We start from the raw sequence: 2543 nt of genomic DNA, 5'->3' as shown, positions 1-2543 counted from the left end.
CAGACCCGGGCCGACGCCCTCCGTGAGGCCCTCGCCACCCGTGTGGTCGTCGCGGATGGTGCGATGGGGACGATGCTCCAGGAGCAGGACCCCTCGTTGGAGGACTTCCAGCAGCTGGAGGGCTGTAACGAGGTCCTGAACGCGACGCGGCCGGACATCGTGCGCACGGTCCACGAGGCGTACTTCTCGGTGGGTGTGGACTGCGTCGAGACGAATACGTTCGGTGCGAACTACGCGGCGCTGGCGGAGTACGACATCGCGGAGCGGAACTTCGAGCTGTCGCAGGCGGGTGCGCGGATCGCCCGGGAGGTCGCGGACGAGTTCACGGTCTCGACGGGGCGGCAGCGGTGGGTGCTGGGCTCGATGGGTCCGGGTACGAAGCTGCCGACGCTGGGCCACATCGCGTACGCGCAGATCCGTGACGCCTACCAGGTCAACGCGGAGGGTCTGCTCTCCGGCGGTGCGGACGCGCTGCTGGTGGAGACGACCCAGGACCTGCTGCAGACGAAGTCCTCGGTCATCGGCGCGCACCGGGCGATGGCGGCGCTGGGCGTGTCGGTGCCGTTGATCTGCTCGGTGACGGTGGAGACGACGGGGACGATGCTGCTGGGCTCGGAGATCGGCGCGGCGCTGACGGCGCTGGAGCCGCTGGGCATCGACATGATCGGCCTGAACTGTGCCACCGGTCCGGCGGAGATGAGCGAGCACCTGCGCTATCTGGCGCGCAATGCCCGCATCCCGCTCTCCTGCATGCCCAACGCGGGTCTGCCGGTCCTGACGAAGGACGGCGCGCACTATCCGCTGTCGGCCTCGGAGCTGGCGGACGCGCAGGAGACGTTCGTGCGGGAGTACGGGCTGTCGCTGGTCGGGGGCTGCTGCGGCACGACCCCGGAACACCTGCGCCAGGTCGTGGAACGCGTCCGGGGCACGGAGATCACCCCGCGCGACCCCCGCCCGGAGCCGGGCGCGGCCTCGCTGTATCAGACGGTGCCGTTCCGGCAGGACACGGCGTACATGGCGATCGGTGAGCGGACGAACGCCAACGGGTCGAAGAAGTTCCGCGAGGCGATGCTGGAGGCGCGCTGGGACGACTGTGTGGAGATGGCCCGCGACCAGATCCGCGAAGGCGCGCACATGCTCGACCTGTGTGTCGACTACGTCGGCCGCGACGGCGTCGCGGACATGGCCGAACTCGCGGGCCGCTTCGCCACCGCCTCCACCCTCCCCATCGTCCTGGACTCCACCGAGGTTCCCGTCCTCCGGGCCGGCCTGGAGAAGCTCGGCGGCCGCGCGGTGATCAACTCCGTCAACTACGAGGACGGCGACGGTCCGGAGTCCCGTTTCGCGCAGGTCACCCGCCTCGCCCGCGAGCACGGTGCCGCGCTGATCGCGCTGACCATCGACGAGGAGGGCCAGGCCCGCACCGTCGGGCACAAGGTCGCGATCGCCCAGCGCCTCATCGGCGACCTGACGGGGAACTGGGGCATCCGCGAGTCGGACATCCTCATCGACACCCTGACCTTCACGATCTGCACCGGTCAGGAGGAGTCCCGCAAGGACGGTATCGCCACGATCGAGGCGATCCGCGAGCTCAAGCGCCGCCACCCCGATGTGCAGACGACGCTGGGCCTGTCGAACATCTCCTTCGGTCTGAACCCGGCGGCCCGCGTCCTTTTGAACTCGGTGTTCCTGGACGAGTGCGTCAAGGCGGGTCTGGACTCGGCGATCGTGCACGCCTCGAAGATCCTGCCGATCGCCCGGTTCGACGAGGAGCAGGTCACCACCGCCCTCGACCTGATCTACGACCGGCGCGCAGAGGGCTACGACCCGCTGCAGAAGCTGATGGCGCTCTTCGAGGGCGTCAACACCAAGTCGCTGAAGGCCGGCCGCGCCGAGGAACTCCTCGCCCTGCCCCTCGACGAGCGTCTCCAGCGCCGGATCATCGACGGCGAGAAGAACGGCCTGGACGCCGACCTCGCGGAGGCCCTGGAGACCCGGCCCGCGCTGGACATCGTCAACGACACCCTCCTGGAGGGCATGAAGGTCGTCGGCGAGCTCTTCGGCTCCGGCCAGATGCAGCTCCCCTTCGTCCTGCAGTCCGCCGAGGTCATGAAGACGGCGGTGGCCTACCTGGAACCGCACATGGAGAAGACCGACGCGGACGGCAAGGGCACCATCGTCCTGGCCACCGTCCGCGGTGACGTCCACGACATCGGCAAGAACCTCGTCGACATCATCCTGACCAACAACGGCTACAACGTCGTGAACATCGGCATCAAGCAGCCCGTCTCCGCGATCCTCGAAGCCGCGGCGGAGCACCGCGCCGACGTGATCGGCATGTCCGGCCTCCTCGTGAAGTCGACCGTGATCATGAAGGAGAACCTCCAGGAGCTCAACCAGCGCAAGCTGGCCGCCGACTACCCCGTCATCCTCGGCGGCGCAGCCCTCACCCGCGCCTACGTCGAGCAGGACCTCCACGAGATCTACGAGGGCGAAGTCCGCTACGCCCGCGACGCCTTCGAGGGCCTGCGCCTCATGGACGC

Annotated in this window: 1 protein-coding gene; it reads left to right on the top strand. The window is 68.8% G+C overall.

What is annotated here, in order from left to right; translation table 11 throughout:
* On the top strand, positions 1-2543 hold a 2543-nt coding region (gene metH, locus ACFWTC_RS38745), incomplete at both ends, for a methionine synthase (protein ID WP_384030694.1).

This window comes from Streptomyces sp. NPDC058619 (genome assembly GCF_042717785.1).
Lineage (GTDB): Bacteria > Actinomycetota > Actinomycetes > Streptomycetales > Streptomycetaceae > Streptomyces.
The sequence above is the reverse complement of the archived record's forward strand: the minus strand, read 5'-3'. Positions and strand labels throughout refer to the sequence as shown.